The sequence below is a fragment of the Mesorhizobium sp. XAP4 genome (assembly GCF_029269325.1).
Classification (GTDB): Bacteria; Pseudomonadota; Alphaproteobacteria; order Rhizobiales; family Rhizobiaceae; genus Mesorhizobium; species Mesorhizobium ciceri.
Window position 1 is genome coordinate 458,761 of the sequence record NZ_JARIXW010000005.1, and the last position, 15,865, is coordinate 474,625.

Consider the following 15,865-nt stretch of genomic DNA (forward strand, 5'->3'; position numbering starts at 1 on the left):
ATATGCCACCTGCCTTTGAATGATGGAAGGCTTATATTCCAGTCTGTCGGCCCTGCCTGCAGCATGGCCCGAAAAGGAGTTGCCATGTCCGAAGCCCGCCCGCCGCTGCCGCCGTTTACCGCCGAGACCGCAGCGCAGAAGGCGCGCATGGCCGAGGATGCCTGGAATTCACGCGATCCAGCGCGGGTTGCGCTCGCCTATACAAAGGACAGCCGCTGGCGCAACCGCGCCGAGTTCCTGCAAGGGCGCGACGCCATCCAGGCCTTCCTGACGCGCAAATGGAGCCGCGAGCTCGACTACCGGCTGATCAAGGAGGTCTGGGCCTTCCACGGCAACCGCATCGCCGTGCGTTTCGCCTATGAATGGCGCGACGACAGCGGTTCATGGTTCCGCAGCTACGGCAACGAGAACTGGGAATTCGACGAACACGGGCTGATGCGTCTGCGCATCGCCAGCATCAACGACCTGCCGATCGGCGAGGCCGATCGTAAGTATCACTGGCCGCTCGGCCGGCGGCCGGACGACCACCCGACATTGTCGGAGCTCGGACTTTAGCATCTTGCCGCAAGGAAACTTTCCATGAACGCGCATGCTTTCACCAGCGACGTCGCCTTCACGCCGACCGTCAAGGCGATCCAGGCCCGCAAAGGCTCACGTCAGTCCTACGCCCGCGTCGAGGAGCGTGGCGGCTGGCAGGCCGGCATCACCCCGGACCTTGCCGCCTTCATCGAAATGCAGACGAGCGTCTTCCTGTCGACCGCCAACCGCGAGGGGCAGCCCTATGTCCAGCATCGCGGCGGGCCGGCCGGCTTCCTCAAGGTGCTGGATGAACATACGATCGGCTTCGCGGATTTTTCCGGCAACCGGCAGTTCATCACGCAGGGCAATCTGGCCGACAATCCAAGGGCGTTCCTGTTCCTGATCGACTATATGCACCGCCAGCGCATCAAGATCTGGGGCACGGCGCGGGTCGTCGAGAGTGACGCCGAGCTGATGGCGAAACTGATGCCGCAAGGCTACAGAGCGCGCGCCGAGCAGGTCGTCCTGTTCACGGTCTCGGCCTGGGATGCCAATTGCCCGCAGCATATTCCACAACGGTTCGAGGCAGCCGACGTCGCGGCGGCACTCGGCGAGCGGGACAAGCGTATCGAACGCCTTGAGCAGGAGATCGCACGGCTCAGGGGAAATTCGGGCGCGGCCGCAGGGGAATAATCAGCCGCCGGCCGCGGTTTCGGCCAGCGCGATGCCGTTGGGCGTCGGCTTGACAGGCACGATGCCGCGCGCCAGCGCAAGCAGATATTTGTTGTATTCGGTGAACAGCACGCGCAATGCCCGCGGCTTGGTCAGCCAGCCGCCATTGTCGAGGTTGGAATTGACCACCGGATAGGGCTCGAGCTTGGCGCCATGCAGCAGCCTGCCCATTTCCAGCAGGCTGCGCGGCATATGATAATTGTTGGTGACGAGGATCACCGTGCCATAGGCGTGGCTCTCGACCCATTTGGCGCTTTCCTCGGCATTGCCGATCGTGTCGAGCGCGGCGCGGTCGATGTCGACGCAACAGGAGAACAGATTCTTGTCGCCGCCGGTTGCCGCCTGCAGCTGGCGACGGCTGGCCGAAGGATGCACGCCGCTGATCAGCAGCCGTTCGCCCTTGCCGGACGCCAGCAGATCCATCGCGGCATCGAGGCGGGACTGGCCGCCGGTCAAGACAATGATCGCGTCTGCCCTGGCCGGATTGGCGGGCGTCGTCAGGTGACTGACCTTGTTGGCGAACCAACCGAAACCGCCGGCAAACAAAGTTGCAAGGATGAGGACGGAGAGGGCGGATAGGCGCAACGTGGCTCTTAGACGGCTCACAGCGCGGCGGTCATGCGAACGTGCAACCACCACTGGCATCTGCCCAGCCGTACCGGTCGAATCCCGCGCGTCCATCGCCATATGGTTAATCCTGAAATGCGGCCTTGGGTAGGTAAAAGACGCACTTTGCGTTACGCGAATTCTCTATTCGTGATCACCCTGTTTTATCCATGTCGTTGTCCCAAAACCGGTTCCCACTTTTGGGCGACATGAATTAGCCTGCATCCGGTTGGCGGACATCGATGTCGCTGAGATAGGCAACGACGGTGGCGTGCGAGGTTGCCGCCGTCAGTCCGCCGATCACCAGCACCATCAAGACGACACCGAGATAGCCTGCCGAACCGATGGCGAAATTGCCGAACAGGGCGGTCGCCTGGTCGGCCTGCGGCGTCGCCATATTGCGCGACGACCACCACGAAAAGACGATGAACACGAGCACTGCCGCAGCACCGCCGGCCGCCGCTCCCTTCATGCCGGTGACCAGGAAATGCCGGCGGAATTCGCGCGCGATAAAGCGTGCCTCGGCGCCGACGAAATGCAGGACTTCGATGATGTGACCGTTGCCGGCCATGGCGCCGCGCGTCGCGAACACCACGGTCAGCACGGTCGCCGACAGCATCAGCGCCAGCACGGCGATGCCGATGGTCACGGTGGTGCGGGCCATCGCCACCAGCCGGTCGACCCAGGTGCGGTGATCGTCGAGCGATGCGCTCGGCAGTTTCGGGGTGATCGCGGCGCGTATGGCGGCGAAATCGGGCGGGCTGTTCTCGTCGATGGTGACGATGATCAGTCGCGGCACCGGCAATTCGTCGATGTTGAGGCCCGAGCCCAGCCAGGGCTCAAGGAGCCGCGCGGTCGCCTCGCGGTCGATGATCCGGGTCGCCTTGACGCCGGGGAATTCGCCGGCGATCTGGGAGGCCTGGGTAAGGGCTGCTTCCATGTCGAGGCCGTCGACCGGCTTGATCTGGATCGTTGCCTCGCGTGAAATCTGGTTCTCCCAGACGGACGCTGTGTCGCGCACCAGCGTCACCGCGCCGAAAGTCAGGCAGGACAGGAAGGTCATGATGGCGATGACTAGCACCAGCGCCCGGCCGGCGATGTTCTGCGCCGGCACGATCGGCGCCATCCTGCGCTGGGCGCGCGGCTTTGCTTCGGTCGCCTCGGCGTCCTGCTCCCTTTCCACAAAATGTTCGGCGGACAGTTCAGTCATAGATATCCAGCCTTCCCCCGGCCAGGATCATGCGGCGCGCGTCGACCTGCTCCATCAAGCCGAGGTCGTGGGTGGCGATCACCACGGCGGTGCCGAGACGGTTGAGTTCGATGAACAGCCGCAGCAGGCGTCGCGCCAGCGGCGGATCGACATTGCCGGTCGGTTCGTCGGCGAGCAGGATTTCCGGCTGCTCGATCAGCGCCCGCGCGATCGCGGCGCGCTGCTTCTCGCCACCGGACAGAACCGGCGGCAGCACATGCATGCGTTCGCCCAGCCCGACCCACTTCAACAGCTCGGTGACATCGGTGCGGTAGCTCGCCTCCTCGCGCCCGCGCACGCGCAGCGGCAGCGCGACGTTCTCATAGGTGGTCATGTGGTCGAGCAGCCGAAAATCCTGGAACACCACGCCGATCCGGCGTCTGAGATGCGGCAGCTCGGTGCGGGAAATGCGGGAGCGATCCTTGCCGAAGATGGTGATCAGCCCGCGCGTTGGCTTCAGCGACATGAACAGCAGGCGCAGCAAGGTCGTCTTGCCGGCGCCCGAAGGCCCGCTGAGGAACTGGAAGGAGCGCTCCGGAATGTGCAGGGAGATGTCGCGGAGGATTTCCGGACCCATGCCATAGCGGAGGCCGACATTTTCGAAGCGAATCAATTTCGACGACCTGAAATTCGGCACGGCAGTGAGCCGGCCTGTTCTGGGTAAAGACCATCGGCCGGCATGGTTAACCGGCGGTTAATTCCTAGGCTCTTTCGACTCGTCACGAGGGCTCCGGTGGGGAAGCGTTAACCATTTGTGTTTACGCAAAAGAAACGAAAAGCGAACACGTGCTGCAATGCTGGGGCCATGATGGCTGACGATCGAACCGCGCGCCCGGTTTCCGGCGAAATCATGACCGATCCGGCGGCAATTGCCGCGGCGGACCGGTTCATGCGTGGTTCGGCCGCCGACATCGTCGATGCCGATTACGTGGTGATGCCGCGCCTTGCGCCTGCCGTGGAAAGCGTTTCGCCGCTGCCGCGTGCGATCGTCATGCCACCCATCGAAGGCATGGACATGCTGCGCAAGCCCGAAGCCCCGCCGGAGCGGCCGCCAACCTCGCGCGGCGGGCCGATCTTCTGGATCGCCGGCATCGGCGCTGCCTTGGCCGCCTTCTGGGTTTCCGGCGGGCACGCGCTGGTGCGCCAGGTGCCGTTCCTGTCCAGCGCGCAAGCGTCGGCGCTCAGCATTTCGGGCGTCACGTCACGCGTCGATGCTTCCGGACCGAACCCTGCGCTGTTCGTCGATGGCGAGGCCGCCAATGACGGCGCCAAACCGGCGCAGCTGCCGCCGCTTGAAATCCGGGTGACCGGCAATGACGGGCACATCACCCGCTATACGTTGGGGACATCCGGCCGTTCGCTGGCCTCTGGCGAAAGATTCGGCTTTGCCAGCCGGCTCGACGTGCCTAGAAACGGTGTAAGAACTGTATCGGTCACCTTCGCCGAATAGCGTGTGCTGATATTCAGGTGAGACTGGCCGCAAACGGCGGTTTCGTGCGCTTCCGGTGCTCACGTACTTCAGTACGCTCCGCTCCGGTTCTCGGAAACCACCGTTTTCGACTCAGCCTGACCTGAATCTCAACACATGCTGGGCGTGAACGCGTTTAGGCAAGAAAATCAGCGGGGCGAAAAATGCCAATTGTACGCGGCAAGAACATCGAAGTCCTGTTTTCTGCATCGGCGATCGCGCGGCGCAATCTCGAACTCGCCAAGGAGATTGCCGGACACGACTACCATGACCTCCTGGTGATCTCGGTGCTGAAGGGGTCGTTCATCTTCGCCGCAGATCTCATCCGCGCCATGCACGATGTCGGCCTGTCGCCGGAGGTCGAATTCATCTTCATCTCCAGCTATGGCGCCGGCACCAGCAGCGGCGAGGTGAGGGTGCTGCGCGACATCGACAATGAGGTCGCTGGCCGCGACGTGCTGCTGATCGACGACATTCTCGAATCGGGCAAGACGCTGAGCTTCACCCGGGAGCTGATGCTGTCGCGGGGCGCCAAGAGCTGTTCGATCGCCGTGCTGCTCGACAAGCGCATGCGCCGCCAGACCGAACTCAATGCCGATTATGTCGGCTTCGACTGCCCCGACTATTTCGTCGTCGGCTACGGCATGGATGTAGCCCATGCCTTTCGCGAGTTGCCCTTTGTCGGTGTCGTCAAAGGGGATGCCTGAGCGGCATCAAAAAGGTTTGCTGATCCTCAGCGCTTTCAGGAAAAGTCAACTTTTGGCGGCCAAATATGCCGGCCATGGCAAAGCTTCTGATCGTCGAGGACGATGAGTCCGTCCGCACCCTGGCCGCCCGCGCGCTTGAACGCGCCGGGCACACAATCGATATCGCGGCGGATGGCGCGCAGGGGCTTGCGCTGATCCAGGCCGCGCGTGGCGGCTATGATCTCGTCGTCTCCGATATCCGCATGCCGGAGATGGACGGCATCGAGATGGCGATAGCGGCGGCAGCATTGTTTCCCGCCATCAAGATCGTGCTGATGACCGGCTATGCCGACCAGCGCGAGCGCGCCGAGGAATTGAACGGCATCATCCTCGATGTCGTGCAGAAGCCCTTCACGCTGGCTGAAATCCGCTCGCGTGTCGAACGGGCGCTGATCTGCTTCGCCTGATCAGGCTGGGTCGGCAGCAGCGAGCACAGGTGGAGTACTCTTGCGCCGTTCGGTGCTGAGCGCCAGCAGACCGGCGCCGATGATCAAGGCGGCACCGATCACGGTCGTCGACCGCGGCACCTCGGCGAAGAACAGGAAACCCCACAGCGGCGACCACAGGATGCCGGTATATTCGAAGGTGGCAACGCGGTTGGCCGGCGCCATCCGGTAAGCCTGCGACAGCAGGATCATGCCGGCGGAGGCGACGAAACCGCAGGCGGCCATCTTGAGAAAATCCGGCAGCGTCGGCCAAAGCCATGGCCGTACCAGGAATTCCAGGCTGGGGTGGACGGCGTGGGTTATGCCGGCAAGGTGAAACGCGCCGGCAACCACGGCGGCGCCAACCAGATAGGCGCCGTTCTGATAGAAGGCCATCACGGTGGACGATTCGGTGTCGCCGATCTTGCGGGCCATCAGCTGCGAAAAACCATAGAGCGCCGCCGAGCCCAGCGACAGCAGCGCTGCCCAGTCGAACAGCCCTGCGCCGGGGCGCAGCATCACGAGGACGCCGAACAAGCCGATCAGCACGGTTGCCAGTGTCTGCCAGGAGACGCGCTCGCCAAGGTAGGGCCCGGCCAGCACCATGATGAACAGCGGCGCCATGAAATAAAGCGCCACCGCATCGGCAAGCGGCAAGGCGGCGATGGCCAGGTAGTACATCGTATAGGAGGTGAACTGGATGAAGGCGCGCACCGTCAGCATGCCGAATCGCTTCGACAGGATCGCCCGCAAGCCGACATCGGCATGCACCAGAACGATCAGGATCGGCAGAGCGACGATCGAGCGGATCGCCATCACCTCGGTCACTGGATAACCGCTCGACACGGCTTTGACGAGCGGATCCTGCAGCGAAAAGACCAGCACGCCGAGGCACAGGCTCAGGATGCCGCCCACCATCCGATTTTGCATCTGCATCCAGGCTCCTGCGCGTACGATCCGAAGCTGCCGCCTGCGGGGTAAAAAGAACCCGCCACCGTTTCGGGCAGCGGGCACGAGTGAGGACTCTTGATTGGTCCGCGGCTGATTTCGCAGCCGCATATCCAATGGGTGAGGCGACTATCATCCGCCGTTTGACATGTTGCAAACGAATTGGAATGATGCCAGCAATCAAATTCTCTTATGGCGGATTTCATGCGGCCGACCCTCGACAGCGACCTCCTGCGCACCTTCGTGGCGATTGCCGAGACCGGCAATTTCACCAAGGCGGCGGAGCAGGCCGGCCGCACCCAATCCGCGGTGTCGATGCAGATGAAGAAGCTCGAAGATCTGATCGGCGCCAGCCTGTTCGAGCGCGGTTCGCGCGGCGTCGCGTTGACGCGGCGCGGCGGCGAACTCATCGTCAACGCCCGCCGCATCGTCTCGCTGCTCGACGAGACGTCGGCATCGATGGCAGCAGCGCCGCTTGGCGGGCCGGTGCGCATCGGCATTCCGGAGGAATATGGCCACGCCATCCTGTCGCGCGCGCTCGGCGCTTTCTCGAAGCGTCATACGCAGGTCGAGGTCACCGTGCGCTATGCCCATTCCGGGGCACAGATGGCGGCGCTCGCTGCCGGCGAGCTGGATCTGTGCGTGGTGTTCGAATGGCAGGATCCCGCCGGCGGCGAAGTGCTGATGCACGACCCGACCGTGTGGGTGACATCGTCCCTGCATCACATGCATGAGGAACAGCCGGTGCCGATCGCGCTCTACAACCGGGCCGGCTGGTGCAAGGACTTCGCCATCAAATCGTTGGAGCAGCGCGATCTTGCCTATCGCGTCGCCTATACCAGCGATACCACCGGCGGCCTCAAGCTCGCCGTCACCTCCGGACTGGCGATCGCGCCGATCTCGCGCAGCAACATTCCGGACGGCTGTCGTGAACTGACCACGGCGGACGGATTCGGCGCCATCGATTCCTCGAACGTGGTGATGCACCGCAACCCGAACGCGTCAGGCGAGGCGATCGACGGCATGCAGGATGCGATCCGCGAAGCCTTCGTCAACAGGCTCAGTCAGCCGGCGGCATCCTCGTAGAAATGCAGCCTGTTGCCGAACGGATCGGCGACCGATACCTCGCGGGTCTTCCAAGGCGTCTCTTCCACGCCTGGCCTGGCGAAGCGGTAGTTTTTGCCGGTCAGCTCGCCATGAAGAGCCGTGATGTCCTCGACCTCGATGCGCAGGGCGATGCCGGGTGCACCGTCGCCATGATGTTCGCTGAGATGCAGGACGCAGCCGTCGCGGCCGATCGCCATGTAGAGCGGCGCGTCGTCGGCGAAGCGATGTTCCCACTGCACCTTGAAGTCGAGGAAGCCGACATAGAATTCACGCGCCTTGGCAATGTCGAAGATGCGCAGGATGGGTGTGACGGCGCCAAGTCTGGGCATGGTGGTGCAACCGTGCGAGAGGGTTTTCAGGTGGGATGGACGGGGGCGGCGATCCCCTTGTTTTTTCGCAATTCCGGACGGAAAACCGCTTCACACATTTCCTGGAATTGCTCTATTTCAGCTCGAGCAGCCGTTCCAGATAGCTGCGTTCGATGTCAGGGCTGAGCGCATTGCCGAGCCGCTTGCGGATCGCTTCCAGAATCTGGCGGGCGCGCTGCACGTCGATCTCGTCGGGCACCTTCACCGAATCGCCGAAATCGGGACCCTGGCTGGCGCGCGGCCGGCCGAGCGGATCGCGATCGGCGTTCTGCTGGCGGCCGCCTTCCTCGCCGCCACCCTGGTCGCCCTGCATGGCCTGCATCTGCTTCATCATGTCCTTGGCGCCCTTGCGCAGCGCTTCCAGCGCCCGGCCCTGATGGCCGACGGCCGCATCGCCTTCGCCCTCGCCGAGTGCCTGTTCGGCATTGCCCATGGACTTGCCGGCCTCGCCAAATCCTTCATTGGGCTCCATACCCATGCCTTCGAGGCCCTTCTTCAGCTGTTCGAGGTCGCTCTGCAACTGGCCCTGACCCTGCTGCAGCTGTTTCAGCGCATCGGCGAATTCCTGGGGCGTCATCGGCTTTTGCCGGGCTAGCGGATCGCGGTCTTCGCCGACGCCGGGTCTGTCCTCATCCTGGCCGCCTTCGCCGAGCTGCTCGTCACGGTTCTGCCCGCGCTGGCGCTCGCCGCGCTGCATCTGATCCATGCGGAAGGTGTCGTTCATCATCTCCTGCTGACGGCGCAGGATCTCGCCCAGCTTGTCCATCTGCTGGCGCATCTCGCTGTCCTGCTGGCCGCCTTGCTGCTGACGGCCGGCCTGCAGATTGTTCATCATGTCCTGCAGTTGCGACAGCAATTGCTGGGCCTTGTCGCGATCACCGGACTTCGCCAGGTTCTCGATCTGGTCCATCATGCGATCGATGTCGCTCTGGCGCAGTTCCTGGCCATTCTGCTGCATCTGCGGGGCGTTGGGATTTTGCTTGGCGCGCTCCGCGAATTCCTGCAGGAACTGGTTCATCGCCTCGCGCAGTTCCTTCATCGCCTTTTCGATTTCAGCGTCGCTGGCGCCATTCTTGATGGCGTCCTGCAGCGCCTGTTGCGCCTGGCGCAGCCGCTTTTCGGCGGCCGAAAGATTGCCTTCCTCGATGCCGAGCGCGATTTCCCAGAGATAGGAGACCTCGCTGCGCAATTGATCGTCACTGTCGGCCATCTTCAGCCGGGTGCGGGCGCTCATGATGGCGAGGTAGTGGGACATGTTGTCGAAGGTGTCTTCCGGCCGCAGCGTGATGGCGTCCATCAGGTCGAGCACGCGCGGCTTGGCGTTGGCGTCGAGCGCCAGCAGGCGGCGCTGTTCGATCACGGCGCGTGCCAGCGGATTGGCGAAAGGCCGCTCCGGCATCAGCAGCGTCTTGGTTTCGCTCGATGCGGTGTGCCCGGCATCGTCGGTGGCGACCAGCGTCAGCTTGATGCTGCTGCCGGCCCAGACATGCTCGGTCAGGTCCTTCGAGGTCCTGGCGGCGTTCGACTTGCCGCCGCGGCGCGGCAGCGTCAGCGGCATTTCAGGTGCACCGTACAGTGGACGCGCATTCGGCGCCTGCGGATCGGCAAGCGCGAACACCGCCTTGGCGGTGGCGGCGCCATAGTCGTCGTCGATCTGGTAGTTGAGCTCGAAGGCGCCGTTGGCGGCGCGCTTGGGCTCGCCGACGAAGCGGATCTGCGGCGGCTTGTCCGGTACGACCGCGAAGGCCCAGCGGCCGAGCTGGTCCTCGCCCGACGTCAGCGTCAGCGTGCCGTCGCCGGTCAGCTTGCTGGTGAACTGGCGCACCTTGGACGGCGTCGCCGGGCTTGCAGCCGGCTTGGCGGCGGCCTGCGGCGCAGCCGGGTCGATGGCGCGGGAATTGCCATTCTTGTCGGCGTAGCCGAGCGTTTCCTCGCCTGAGCCGCCCGTCACGCGCAGCGAAACGTCACTGCCTTCGGGAACCGTAAAGGTCGGGATGGCCTGGTTGGCGTCGGCGGTCAGGAAGATCGGCGGCTTGCCGGTGTAGGACGGCGGCGTCACCCAGGCGTCGATGCGCGGCGGCACGATATCGCGCGCGCCATGGGCATTGAACCCGTCGCTGATCCTGCCGCCCGTCGGCCCGAAGGAGAAGGCGAAGGCGGTAACGAGCAAAAGGGCCGCTACCGCGCGCAGGGCCCAAGGGTCGCGCTCCGGCACGCGCGTGCGCGGCAGGTCGGCGCCGAGGTTGTCGAGCTTTCCGGCCATGCGCTTCTGGTGTTCGCGCCATAGCGCCTGCGAGAAGCTGCTTTCCCGGCCGCTTGGCCGGTCGGTCTGCACCAGCACCGGGCTGTGCAACAGTTGATTGGCTGCCTCGATGCGGCGGTCGATTTCGCCGGCGCCCGGCAGGCGGAAGAAACGCAGGGGATAAAGCGCGGCCAGTGCTGCTATGGCAAAGGCAGCGACCAGGCCGATGCGCGCCATATCCGGCAGCCGGGAGAATAGCCCGAGCCAGGAGATGCTGAGGAACAGGCTGGCAACGATGACGAGGGGAAGCAGCAACGGCCAGCCGCGCTCGACCACCATCGAGACCCGCGTGGCCAGCCTGCTCAAAGCCAGCCGCCCGGCGAGGCCGCGATCGCTGCTGAAGGTGGGTCGTTGCGTCATCGGCCCTTCCTTGAGCCTATGGCATCCCGAAACCGGGATGCGGCCCTATCCCTTTGAGCATGATCTGTTCCGAAAGGGATTCCATGTTTCGGGATCATGCTGTGGAGCGGGCAGATAGCCCGACGCCTCACGACTCAAAGAATACCAGCAAACACGGCAAAGGCGAGGCGGTTCGAAAAAACGTGAAGTGGACCGTTATAGTTCCATCCTGCATACCCTTTAGAAGGCAGCAGGCCCTTTAGAAGGTAGTGGGATCCGCATTCGCCCCGCAGACCAGCACGGCGACCCGTTCGCCCTGGGCCGGCGCATAGCGGCCCGACAGGATCGCGGCAAAGGCGGCCGCACCTCCCGGCTCGGAGATGATGCGGGTTCGGTTCCACAGCGCCTTCTGCGCGGCGACGATGTCGTCGTCGCTGACCAGGATCGAGCGTTCGACATAGGCCTCGGCGATCGGGAACATCATTTCGCCGACGCGCTTTGGCGCCAGCGAATCGGCGGCGATGCCCTCGGCCGGCGCATCGACGGGGTGTCCGGCCTCGAAGGCGCGATGCAGCGTCGGCGCTCCTTCCGGCTCGACGGCGATGATGCGGATGCGGCCCGCGAACCAGGCAGCGATGCCGCCGATCAGGCCGCCGCCGCCGACAGCGACCAGCAGCGTGTCGATCCGAGGCAAATCGGCCTCGATTTCGAGCCCAAGCGTGCCCTGGCCGACCAACGTTTCCTCCTGGTTGAAGGCGTGAATCTGCAAGGCGCCGGTCTCCTCGGCGAACCGTTCGCTGGCGGCCAGCGCTTCGGCATAGCGGGCGCCGCCGACGATCAGCTCGGCGCCATAGGAGCGGATCCGTTCCAGCTTGGCCGCCGGGCTCACTTCGGGAACGAAGATGGTCGCCTTGTGGCCAAGCCGCATGGCGGCATAGGCGACGGCCGCGCCATGGTTGCCGCCCGATGCTGCGACGACACCGGCCTTTGGGACCGCACGCTCCAGCAGGTTGGTGAAGGCGCCGCGCGCCTTGAACGAGCCGGAATGCTGCAGGCATTCGAGCTTCAGGTCGACGGCCAGCGGCTGCCGATCGAAATCGGCCATGTCGACGCGCAGCACCGGCGTGTGCCTGATATAGGGGCGGATGCGCGGTTCCATCGCGGCAATGCGCTCGCGTGTGACGGTGATGCCGTTCGTCATGATTGCTCCCTGTGACGGGTCGGTGTGTTTCCGGCGCTTCTATGCAAGCCAGTCGGGCACGGAATCCAGCCCGATCAGGTCGTCATAGGTCAGGCGTGGGCGCACGACGTGGAACCGGTCGCCGTCGACCAGCACCTCCGGAACCAGCAGACGGGTGTTGTAGGTGCCGGCCTGCACCGCGCCATAGGCGCCCGCGGTGGAGACGGCAATCATGTCGCCGGCCTTCAGCCTGGGCAGATCGCGGTCCAGGCCGATATAATCGCCGGTCTCGCAGACCGGGCCGACGACGTCGACCATCATGCGCGGCGTGTCCGCCGGCGGCTGCACGACCGGACGGATATCGTGGAAGGCATCGTAGAGCGTCGGCCGGATGAGATCGTTCATGGCGGCGTCGACGACGAGGAAGTTCTTGGCGTCGCCTTCCTTTACGAAGATCACTTCCGAGACGAGGATACCGGCATTGCCTACGATCAGCCGGCCCGGCTCGAACATCACCTTCAGCCCGAGCTTGGTGACATGCTTCCTGACGATCTGGGCATAGGCATCGGGCAGCGGCGGCGGGTTGTTGTCGACGCGATAGGGGATGCCGAGGCCGCCGCCGAGGTCGATATGCTCGATGGCATGGCCGTCCGCCCGCAGCGCGCCGACCAGATCGACAAGCAGGGCGAAGGCGTCGTCGAAGGGCTGCAGCTCCGTGATCTGGCTGCCGATATGGGTGTCGATGCCGGTGATCCTGATGCCGGGAAGCGTTGCCGCGCGGGCATAGACCTGCCGCGCCCGCTGCCACGGGATGCCGAATTTGTTCTCGGCCTTGCCGGTGGAGATCTTCTTGTGGGTCCTGGCGTCGACATCGGGATTGATGCGCAGCGAGATCGGCGCCACCTTGCCAAGGGCAACGGCTCGCGCCGACAACAGCTCGAGTTCAGGCTCGGACTCGACGTTGAAGCAGAGAATGCCGGCGGCAAGGGCAAAGTCCATTTCGCGCGCAGTCTTGCCGACGCCCGAAAACAGGATCTTGCCGGCCGGAATGCCGGCGGCCAGCGCCCGGCGCAATTCACCTTCCGAAACCACGTCGGCGCCGGCGCCGAGCTTCGCCAGCGTCCGCAGGACGGCCTGGTTGGAATTGGCCTTCATGGCGTAGCAGACCAGCGTGTCGAGCCCGGCAAAGGACTGGGCAAACACCCGGTAGTGCCTGGTCAGGGTGGCCGTCGAGTAGCAGTAGAATGGCGTGCCGACCTGTGCGGCGATATCTGGTATCGCCACGTCCTCGGCATGGAGCACGCCGTCGCGGTAGTCGAAATGGTTCACGGGAGTGATTCCGGAAGTTGCGGCAAGATGAGATCGGGTTGGAAGGCCCCGCTCTCGTCGGCCTAGATCAGCGGGTCGAGGATGAACTTCTTGTCCTTGACCGGTTTTTCTGGCTCCGGCGGCACGGGCTGATGGGCCTTCGAGGCATCCTTGCGCGCCTGCACGGCCGCCTCATAGGGCGTGTCGAGACCGCCCCTCCTGCCGCAGGCCGAGACGGCCGCGATCGCCACCAGCAGCGTCAGCGTCACCAAAATCCTGCTTCCGGTCATCGATCCATCCGTCCGAAACGTTTGTCAGCCGCCGCTTTTAGCCGAGTTCTCGGCGCATTGCACCCCGAGATATTGCTCGTCGCAATATCTCGCGCAACGTCCGGATATTGCTGGTCGCATGTCCGGGATATTGCTGGCGCAACATCCGGCATTACGCTTTCGCCAGTCGCTTTTTCCAGGCGCGGATCTGCTTCCTCACTTCCGACGGCGCGGTGCCGCCGAAACTGGTGCGGCTCTTGACCGAGTTCTGCACCGCCAGCACTGAGAATATGTCGGCCGTGATGCCGGGATCGATCGACTGCAGATCCTCCAGCGAAAGCTTCTCCAGCCCCACCTTCTTGTCTTCGGCCAGCGCTACCGCCCGGCCGGTGACATGATGCGCCTCTCGGAACGGCAGGCCGAGCGTGCGCACCAGCCAGTCGGCAAGGTCGGTTGCTGTCGCGTGGCCGGAGCCGGCGGCCTTCTTCATCGCGGCTGCGTTGACCGTCATGTCCGAGACCATGCCGGTCATCGCCGCCAGCATCAGGTCGAGCGTCTCGGCGGCGTCGAACACCGATTCCTTGTCTTCCTGCATGTCCTTGCCATAGGTCAAAGGCATGCCCTTCATCACCGTCAGCAGGCCGACCAGATGGCCGGTGACGCGGCCGGTCTTGCCGCGCACCAGTTCGGCGGCATCGGGATTCTTCTTCTGCGGCATGATCGACGAGCCGGTGGAAAACGAGTCCGACAGCCTGACGAAGCCGAATTGCGGCGTCGACCAGATGATGATCTCTTCGGCCAGCCGCGACAGATGCGTGGCGCAGATCGCGGCCATGGCAAGGAACTCGAGCGCGAAATCGCGATCCGAGACGCTGTCGAGCGAATTGCGCATCGGCTCGCGGAAGCCGAGCCCCTTGGCGGTTCGGTGGCGGTCGATCGGGAAGCTGGTGCCGGCAAGTGCGGCGGCACCGAGCGGGCTTTCGTCCATGCGTTCGATCGCATCGCGGACACGCGACAGGTCGCGCGAAAACATCTCGACATAGGCCATGCAGTGATGGCCGAAGGTCACCGGCTGGGCCGCCTGCATATGGGTGAAGCCCGGCATCACGGTCGCCGCATGCTCCTCGGCCCGCTCCAGCAACGCCTCAATCAACCCCTTCAACGCCTCGGCGACGCGAAAGCACTCCTCCTTGACCCAGAGCCGCAAATCGACCGCCACCTGGTCGTTGCGCGAGCGGGCGGTGTGCAGCCGGCCGGCGGCCGGGCCGATCAGATCGGCAAGCCGCGCCTCGATGTTCATGTGGATGTCTTCGAGCTGCGTCGAGAACTCGAAGCTGCCGGCCTCGATCTCTCTCAGGATCGTGTTCAGCCCGTCAGCGATTTTTTCTTGATCGGCCGTCGAAATAATGCCCGTTTGCGCCAGCATCTCGCTATGGGCGATCGAGCCTTTGATGTCCTGCGCATAGAGTTTGCGGTCGAAGGAGATAGACGCGTTGATCGCTTCCATGATGGCGGCCGGACCCGAGGCAAAACGTCCGCCCCACATCTGGTTGCTGGTTTTCTTGTCGCTCATGGCTATAACCCGTGCTTCGGAGCAGTTTTGAGAAAATGGCAGACGGTAGTAGATTCTTCCCGGCCCCGCGCCTGATCCTCGCCGCCTTGGTGGCGGGCGCGCTGGCGGGCGCGGTCGCGGTATATGTCAGCGAGAGCCGGTCTGGCAACAATGCACCGGCACAAGCTGCCGTGGGTGAGAGCAAGGACGACGTGGCCTGCGCGGCCAAGAGCGACCGCGCCAAGAAGGTCGCGGCTTCGGCCACCGGTGAGGTCGCGGCACTTTTGCCGGCCGATCCGCCACAATCCCTGAAGAGCCTTGCCTTCAACGGTCCGGACGGCAAGCCGATGACGATTGCCGATCATGCCGGCAAGACGGTGCTGCTCAATCTGTGGGCGACATGGTGCGCGCCGTGCCGTGCCGAAATGCCGGCGCTCGATGCGCTGCAGAAGGAAAAGGGCAGCGACGCCTTTCAAGTGATCGCCGTCAATGTCGATGCCGGCGACGATGTGAAGCCGAAGAAGTTCCTCAGCGATACCGGCGTCGCGACGCTTGGCTATTACCGGGATTCGACGATGGCGCTGTTCAACGACCTCAAGAAGCGCGGCCTGGCGCTAGGCCTTCCTGTCACCATGCTGGTCGACGGCGAGGGCTGCCTGATCGCCCATATGAACGGCCCGGCCGAATGGTCGGGGCCGGACGCCAGGCGGCTGGTCGAGACGGCACTCAAGCCCGAGAGCCTCTAGT

17 protein-coding genes are annotated in these 15,865 nt (G+C 64.2%); 7 read left to right on the forward strand and 10 right to left on the reverse strand.

Annotated elements, in window-relative coordinates; translation table 11 throughout:
* The first annotated feature begins 84 nt into the window (after positions 1-84).
* Both P3C39_RS23610 and P3C39_RS23615 read left to right on the forward strand, forming a co-directional pair.
* A complete protein-coding gene (locus P3C39_RS23610; RefSeq protein ID WP_013529396.1) occupies positions 85-555 on the forward strand; it encodes a DUF1348 family protein in 471 nt (156 codons plus the stop codon).
* Between the two features lie 24 nt (positions 556-579).
* Positions 580-1,212 (forward strand): pyridoxamine 5'-phosphate oxidase family protein, encoded by a 633-nt coding sequence (locus P3C39_RS23615; RefSeq protein WP_027162905.1) that lies wholly within the window; start codon positions 580-582, stop codon positions 1,210-1,212.
* On the opposite strand, the gene P3C39_RS23620 is transcribed toward P3C39_RS23615, so the two are convergent.
* The 3 genes from P3C39_RS23620 to ftsE form a co-directional block, all read right to left on the reverse strand.
* Positions 1,213-1,938 carry a YdcF family protein gene (locus P3C39_RS23620; RefSeq protein ID WP_024503762.1) on the reverse strand — a complete coding sequence of 242 codons (726 nt, stop codon included), beginning with the start codon at positions 1,936-1,938 and terminating at the stop codon, positions 1,213-1,215.
* A gap of 133 nt (positions 1,939-2,071) precedes the next feature.
* The gene (locus P3C39_RS23625) at positions 2,072-3,067 is read right to left on the reverse strand and encodes an ABC transporter permease (protein WP_013529399.1); all 996 of its coding nucleotides are present in this window, start codon (positions 3,065-3,067) and stop codon (positions 2,072-2,074) included.
* Positions 3,060-3,719, reverse strand: a complete 660-nt coding sequence (ftsE, locus tag P3C39_RS23630) for a cell division ATP-binding protein FtsE (RefSeq protein WP_010911739.1) — start codon at positions 3,717-3,719, stop codon at positions 3,060-3,062. The genes P3C39_RS23625 and ftsE overlap by 8 nt, the downstream gene beginning before the upstream one ends.
* Positions 3,720-3,911: 192 nt before the next feature.
* Between ftsE and P3C39_RS23635 the strand changes: the two genes are divergently transcribed.
* The 3 genes from P3C39_RS23635 (at position 3,912) to P3C39_RS23645 (ending at position 5,727) form a co-directional block, all read left to right on the forward strand.
* Positions 3,912-4,556, forward strand: coding sequence for a hypothetical protein (locus P3C39_RS23635; RefSeq protein WP_027162904.1), 645 nt, complete (start codon positions 3,912-3,914; stop codon positions 4,554-4,556).
* Positions 4,557-4,738: 182 nt separating this feature from the next.
* A complete protein-coding gene (hpt, locus tag P3C39_RS23640) occupies positions 4,739-5,281 on the forward strand; it encodes a hypoxanthine phosphoribosyltransferase (protein WP_027162903.1) in 543 nt (180 codons plus the stop codon).
* 74 nt (positions 5,282-5,355) lie between these two features.
* Entirely contained in the window at positions 5,356-5,727 is a 372-nt protein-coding gene (locus P3C39_RS23645) for a response regulator (RefSeq protein WP_024503765.1), read from the forward strand.
* Here the strand turns inward: P3C39_RS23645 and P3C39_RS23650 are convergent, their stop codons facing one another.
* The gene (locus P3C39_RS23650) at positions 5,728-6,675 is read right to left on the reverse strand and encodes a DMT family transporter (RefSeq protein ID WP_024503766.1); all 948 of its coding nucleotides are present in this window, start codon (positions 6,673-6,675) and stop codon (positions 5,728-5,730) included.
* Between the two features lie 222 nt (positions 6,676-6,897).
* Between P3C39_RS23650 and P3C39_RS23655 the strand changes: the two genes are divergently transcribed.
* Positions 6,898-7,779 (forward strand): LysR family transcriptional regulator, encoded by an 882-nt coding sequence (locus P3C39_RS23655; RefSeq protein ID WP_024503767.1) that lies wholly within the window; start codon positions 6,898-6,900, stop codon positions 7,777-7,779.
* Here the strand turns inward: P3C39_RS23655 and P3C39_RS23660 are convergent.
* The 6 genes from P3C39_RS23660 to argH all read right to left on the reverse strand — a co-directional run bounded on the left by P3C39_RS23660 (position 7,758) and on the right by argH (position 15,139).
* On the reverse strand, positions 7,758-8,129 hold the full coding sequence (locus P3C39_RS23660; protein WP_063169090.1) for a glyoxalase superfamily protein: 372 nt from the start codon (positions 8,127-8,129) through the stop codon (positions 7,758-7,760). The two genes, P3C39_RS23655 and P3C39_RS23660, sit on opposite strands and share 22 nt — an antisense overlap.
* 112 nt (positions 8,130-8,241) lie before the next feature.
* The gene (locus tag P3C39_RS23665; protein ID WP_013529406.1) at positions 8,242-10,830 is read right to left on the reverse strand and encodes a TIGR02302 family protein; all 2,589 of its coding nucleotides are present in this window, start codon (positions 10,828-10,830) and stop codon (positions 8,242-8,244) included.
* 238 nt (positions 10,831-11,068) lie between these two features.
* A complete protein-coding gene (locus tag P3C39_RS23670; protein WP_275954250.1) occupies positions 11,069-12,010 on the reverse strand; it encodes a threonine/serine dehydratase in 942 nt (313 codons plus the stop codon).
* Between the two features lie 39 nt (positions 12,011-12,049).
* Positions 12,050-13,318, reverse strand: coding sequence for a diaminopimelate decarboxylase (gene lysA, locus P3C39_RS23675; protein ID WP_027162899.1), 1,269 nt, complete (start codon positions 13,316-13,318; stop codon positions 12,050-12,052).
* 62 nt (positions 13,319-13,380) lie between these two features.
* Positions 13,381-13,587 (reverse strand): lipoprotein, encoded by a 207-nt coding sequence (locus P3C39_RS23680; RefSeq protein ID WP_013529409.1) that lies wholly within the window; start codon positions 13,585-13,587, stop codon positions 13,381-13,383.
* 151 nt (positions 13,588-13,738) lie between these two features.
* Positions 13,739-15,139 (reverse strand): argininosuccinate lyase, encoded by a 1,401-nt coding sequence (argH, locus tag P3C39_RS23685; protein WP_275954249.1) that lies wholly within the window; start codon positions 15,137-15,139, stop codon positions 13,739-13,741.
* 35 nt (positions 15,140-15,174) lie between these two features.
* Here argH and P3C39_RS23690 point away from each other — a divergent pair, with 35 nt between their 5' ends.
* Positions 15,175-15,864: a TlpA disulfide reductase family protein gene (locus tag P3C39_RS23690; RefSeq protein WP_063169085.1), complete on the forward strand. Its 690-nt coding sequence runs from the start codon at positions 15,175-15,177 to the stop codon at positions 15,862-15,864.
* Position 15,865: the final 1 nt, after the last annotated feature.

Bases quoted from the DNA above. Each gene is read 5' to 3' on its own strand.
- P3C39_RS23610 (WP_013529396.1), top strand. From the start codon at position 85: ATGTCCGAAGCCCGCCCGCCGCTGCCGCCGTTTACCGCCGAGACCGCA.
- P3C39_RS23615 (WP_027162905.1), top strand. From the start codon at position 580: ATGAACGCGCATGCTTTCACCAGCGACGTCGCCTTCACGCCGACCGTC.
- P3C39_RS23620 (WP_024503762.1), bottom strand. From the start codon at position 1,938: ATGGCGATGGACGCGCGGGATTCGACCGGTACGGCTGGGCAGATGCCA.
- P3C39_RS23625 (WP_013529399.1), bottom strand. From the start codon at position 3,067: ATGACTGAACTGTCCGCCGAACATTTTGTGGAAAGGGAGCAGGACGCC.
- P3C39_RS23635 (WP_027162904.1), top strand. From the start codon at position 3,912: ATGATGGCTGACGATCGAACCGCGCGCCCGGTTTCCGGCGAAATCATG.
- hpt (WP_027162903.1), top strand. From the start codon at position 4,739: ATGCCAATTGTACGCGGCAAGAACATCGAAGTCCTGTTTTCTGCATCG.
- P3C39_RS23645 (WP_024503765.1), top strand. From the start codon at position 5,356: ATGGCAAAGCTTCTGATCGTCGAGGACGATGAGTCCGTCCGCACCCTG.
- P3C39_RS23650 (WP_024503766.1), bottom strand. From the start codon at position 6,675: ATGCAAAATCGGATGGTGGGCGGCATCCTGAGCCTGTGCCTCGGCGTG.
- P3C39_RS23655 (WP_024503767.1), top strand. From the start codon at position 6,898: ATGCGGCCGACCCTCGACAGCGACCTCCTGCGCACCTTCGTGGCGATT.
- P3C39_RS23660 (WP_063169090.1), bottom strand. From the start codon at position 8,129: ATGCCCAGACTTGGCGCCGTCACACCCATCCTGCGCATCTTCGACATT.
- P3C39_RS23665 (WP_013529406.1), bottom strand. From the start codon at position 10,830: ATGACGCAACGACCCACCTTCAGCAGCGATCGCGGCCTCGCCGGGCGG.
- P3C39_RS23670 (WP_275954250.1), bottom strand. From the start codon at position 12,010: ATGACGAACGGCATCACCGTCACACGCGAGCGCATTGCCGCGATGGAA.
- P3C39_RS23680 (WP_013529409.1), bottom strand. From the start codon at position 13,587: ATGACCGGAAGCAGGATTTTGGTGACGCTGACGCTGCTGGTGGCGATC.
- argH (WP_275954249.1), bottom strand. From the start codon at position 15,139: ATGAGCGACAAGAAAACCAGCAACCAGATGTGGGGCGGACGTTTTGCC.
- P3C39_RS23690 (WP_063169085.1), top strand. From the start codon at position 15,175: ATGGCAGACGGTAGTAGATTCTTCCCGGCCCCGCGCCTGATCCTCGCC.